The following is a 4004-nucleotide window of genomic DNA, read 5'->3' on the forward strand; positions in this document are numbered from 1 at the left end:
GCATATATGTAAAATTCGATACCTGCTTAATTTATTTACTACCTACTAGCTACCTTTTTATTGAATGTCAGTTTTTTCTACTACTTCCTCGTTTTGTAACCTAGAATAACTAACATTTACGCTCAATTTTAAAAAAAACTATACATATATTCTTATTTAATCTCTTTTAATATCAAATTTGAAAATCGGAATATTATTATCTCTATCAAACACTCTATGATATTCATCTTTTAACCTATAAATTGTAAATGATATTGGTTGTTTCATTGTTGATGATAAATCTAAGAAGAAAATATTGTCAGTATGCCCTACAGCATCATTTGAATCGCTTAATATTATCCAATCCTTGCCATATTGATCCAATTTTATTGATTCAATTTCATTCTTAAATAAAAAAACTATTTGTTCTGAGTTGGGGTTATCAATACTTACTTCTTTAAAAAAATGCCATTTTCTTTTCCAATGCCATTTTTTTTCCAACCAAATACTTTCTATTGGAAATGTACACGTACTATCCAATGTTTGTAAATTTTGAATATCAACTTCTTTAATGAATACATCCTTTTTCTCTGAATCCTGTATAGAGGATGTAATTCCTATGCTATTATATAAATAAACAAATTCATTGTGGGTAATGATTCCATATATAACTATACATAAAGTTACAGAAATAAGTACATATTTTATTTTTATATGTTTTTTCATACCAAATTTCATCTTCCTTTTTTATTTAAAAACCATATTTATCATAAAAATCTCTCCTCACAGGTCCCCATTTATCATAATCCTCTGGTTTACTATTATTCTTATTTGTATCATCTTGGCCAGAAACGGCATGATCTATATTATTTTCCAGAATCTGATTAAATCGAATATTTGGAATGGGATCTAAACGTTTACCCTTTTGTCCACCTAGAGCACCCACTCCTGTAATTACCTCAATATACCCTGGGTCTAAACCTGCCGCTTTTAATGCATCAGAAACAGCATCCATACAATTACTTATTAAAACGTGATACCACGCATCAGACCACTCTTCATTTAAAATATTCAAAGCTTTTTTATCTTGAGATGCATTAGTCGAAAATCTAATCCTTTGAGGGAAACTATTATACTCTTTAGCTTGAGCAGATGAATTAAATTTATCAATATTAGCAAAAGATACTTCTGTGTACTTCGCTGGTCCTCCTGTCAGTCTGTTTGAATACCACTTATTTTGTGCTCCATCTACAGATATATATGTCCACCCTCGGCTTTCGTCACCAATTAGGACAGCTGCATGACCTTGTTCAAAAGCTGAATTCGGATCATTAAGTACAATAATATCCATCCCTGTTGGATCTAGATATTTCAACGGATTATTCATCACATAAGCATACGGTGACCAACTATAATATTTCTCCGCCAGCGGATCTACACTCGTAAATCTCCCTATCGCACTTTCATAATACCTTGCTGAGTAGTCATACAGGTTCAACCCATGCATCTGATCCAGTTCCTTGCCATTGTACTTGTACGGCTGCTTATCAGGTCCGGTAGTTCCGGCAAAGATAGAACCAAAAGGGTAATAGTGATTTTTCTGAACCAATGTTCCGCTGGCATTCACTACCACACGATTATTACCCAAATGATCTGTCAGATAATAATGATATACGTTTCCTTCTATATATCCTCCGTCAATCAATATACGTTTTAAGGTTCCATTTTCGTAAATCTTATTGCCTACATAGTCGGTGGTCTTTGATTGAGTCAACGCTGTCGTATTGATTGCCGAACCGATAACCGGGGTTGTGGAATAGTTTGGATTCCATTTCTGGACAACTTTCAGTTTTTGCCCTCCTGCCGAATAGGTATATTCGTTCCTTGCCTCCGCAACGGGACTCTTGATATCCATCTGTCGTGGCAAATTTAAGGAATTGTATTGAATCTCTGTTATTCCTTTGTTTAAATCTTTATTCATTGCTCCGTTAGCATTATAGGTATACTCTGTGGCTACATTACTATAATTCTTAAAGTCCATTGACTCGGCTAGACTGATGATTCCTACGGCATCGTCAACTTTATTTCCATATCGAAATCATCAGCATTTACATTGTGGCTGCTATCAATACGAACTAAGTAACCAAATGGTCGAGAACTAAGAGTGACAACCCTTACTAATTGTAATCCGTTACCTTCCATATATGGGGTAAGCTTATCGGCATCAACATAAGATGTTCCCCATAAACTGTTTTTATATGGTCTAATTTCTCTCCTTACGGCTTTTAGCATATCAAAGCCAGACTGAGTATATTCGAAATGATTATAAAGATTTTTCTTTAAATATTGTCTGAAAGACATCTCATAACCAAGTCTTGGATGATGATTATTCTCTCTCCAATTTCTTTTTATAATTCGATTGGTTTGGTATCTATTTAAAATCCCCATGAAATCGAGCCTTGCATACTCTTTCTTTTGCTTGCGTGATAATCTAAACTTTCCCATAATCAAAACAAGCTATATTGTCCAACATCTGATTTCTTAGCAGGCTTGAGCTTCAATTTAGGAACCTCAGGTTTCTTAACCTCTGTTTTGGTAGCAGAAGTTTTTACCTCAGATCGAGTGTTTGAAGATTTTTCGACTTTGATATCGTCCTCGTCGTAATAGTGTACCGCCCACCCGAAAACCTCTTCATGGGATATGACAGCACAACCGCCACTTTGCATTTTTTTTGCTCTGTCGGTTATATAGCTGCAGCAGTCTTTGATATTCTTGTTTTCTTTTGCATACGTTACGGCAAAGAGAGAATCTTCTGATGCACGCTTGTCTAAGTATGCTTTGATTGTATCTTGAAATGAATTATTTGTTGTTTTCATAATGCTAATTCTAATTGTACAGGTTGAATCTTTTTGTATTTACGAGTACTGATTATTTTGAAATCGAATCGAGTTATATGAGAATGCCCAACACCTACGATCTTTTTACCTTCCTTTGTTACGTATGGAAAGAAATCAAAGGCATTTGATAAACTAGGTAATCCCTGTATATTCCAATTCATTTCTTCATTATACTTTTTAGTCAGATTGTATATATCATTGGGGTTAAATGGGCGTGCTATCCCCTGACGTCCTTTTTTATAGCGTCGAGTATCTCGTATCAACTCAACTAATAAGCCCTGTGAGCTGGACGGAGAAGTACACATATTTAATGTTTTTCTACTATATTTCATCCAAGTTTCAAAATCAGGTTTTGGCATAGGAAGCATTTTCATACTCATGACTTCTTATCAAATTCGTTCATAATCGTCCATAACTTCTTGTAGAACTTCTCATCAGGAACTTTCCCCTCGATTGATTCACCAAGGGCTACGAAGAATGCACTACAAGGCTTCATATTATTAAAGTCGATAGCAAACATTGCGATCGCTTTTGCTTGAGTAGTATCTAGTTCATCCAATCCGGATAAATCACGTTGATTCGATTCCAGTATTTCGAGAGCTTTTTCAAGTCCTTGCTTGGCTCCGGCATTCTCTTCCTTTTTGATATTATCGAGTTTCAGGATAAGTTTTATCCTTCTGATTAAATCGGGCTTCGTCATAGCTTAGTTATTTAGCATCATTGGCATTAATAAATATGTCAGCTTATCCTCTGATTCTTCATCAACAGGTGTAATAAGTGAAGCCCGACTTGGGTCTGAAAACGACATTTGAAGATCAGATGAAGGAATAGCAGAGATCAGTTCTGTAAGAAAGTGACCTTTAAACCCTATTGCTTTCGGCTTATTGCTATATTCACAAGCAACAATTTCCTCCGCTGCTGTTGAAAAGTCAATATCCTGTGCTGAAAGTTTGATCTGATCAGTTGTTAATTCAAGTTTTACAAGACTGCTTGATTGATTCGAGAATACAGAAACCCGCTTTATTGCTCCCTTAAGATCAGCTGTACCAATTGATAAAATCTTATCATTGACTTGAGGTATAACAGAACGGTAATTCGGATATTTGCCTTCGAGTAAGGTTGCAACGA

6 protein-coding genes and 1 pseudogene are annotated in these 4004 nt (G+C 35.1%); all 7 read right to left on the reverse strand.

What is annotated here, in order from left to right:
• Positions 1-156: 156 nt before the first annotated feature.
• Positions 157-717, reverse strand: a complete 561-nt coding sequence (locus LDB17_RS02770; protein ID WP_252639659.1) for a hypothetical protein — start codon at positions 715-717, stop codon at positions 157-159.
• A 13-nt stretch (positions 718-730) separates the two neighbouring features.
• A complete protein-coding gene (locus LDB17_RS02775; RefSeq protein ID WP_252639658.1) occupies positions 731-2020 on the reverse strand; it encodes an RHS repeat domain-containing protein in 1290 nt (429 codons plus the stop codon).
• Positions 2021-2043: 23 nt separating this feature from the next.
• Positions 2044-2484, reverse strand: a complete 441-nt coding sequence (locus LDB17_RS02780; protein WP_252639656.1) for a hypothetical protein — start codon at positions 2482-2484, stop codon at positions 2044-2046.
• Positions 2485-2486: 2 nt separating this feature from the next.
• Positions 2487-2855, reverse strand: a complete 369-nt coding sequence (locus tag LDB17_RS02785; RefSeq protein ID WP_252639655.1) for a PcfK-like family protein — start codon at positions 2853-2855, stop codon at positions 2487-2489.
• Positions 2852-3256: a hypothetical protein gene (locus LDB17_RS02790; RefSeq protein ID WP_393924875.1), complete on the reverse strand. Its 405-nt coding sequence runs from the start codon at positions 3254-3256 to the stop codon at positions 2852-2854. The genes LDB17_RS02785 and LDB17_RS02790 overlap by 4 nt, the downstream gene beginning before the upstream one ends.
• Positions 3253-3576, reverse strand: a complete 324-nt coding sequence (locus tag LDB17_RS02795; protein ID WP_393924876.1) for a hypothetical protein — start codon at positions 3574-3576, stop codon at positions 3253-3255. Before LDB17_RS02795 ends, LDB17_RS02790 begins: the two co-directional genes overlap by 4 nt.
• Before the next feature lie 3 nt (positions 3577-3579).
• Positions 3580-4004, reverse strand: a pseudogene (locus LDB17_RS02800) (DNA polymerase III subunit beta); the annotation flags it as partial.

It is taken from the genome of Dysgonomonas sp. Shenzhen-Wh21 (assembly GCF_043392705.1).
GTDB lineage: Bacteria > Bacteroidota > Bacteroidia > Bacteroidales > Dysgonomonadaceae > Dysgonomonas.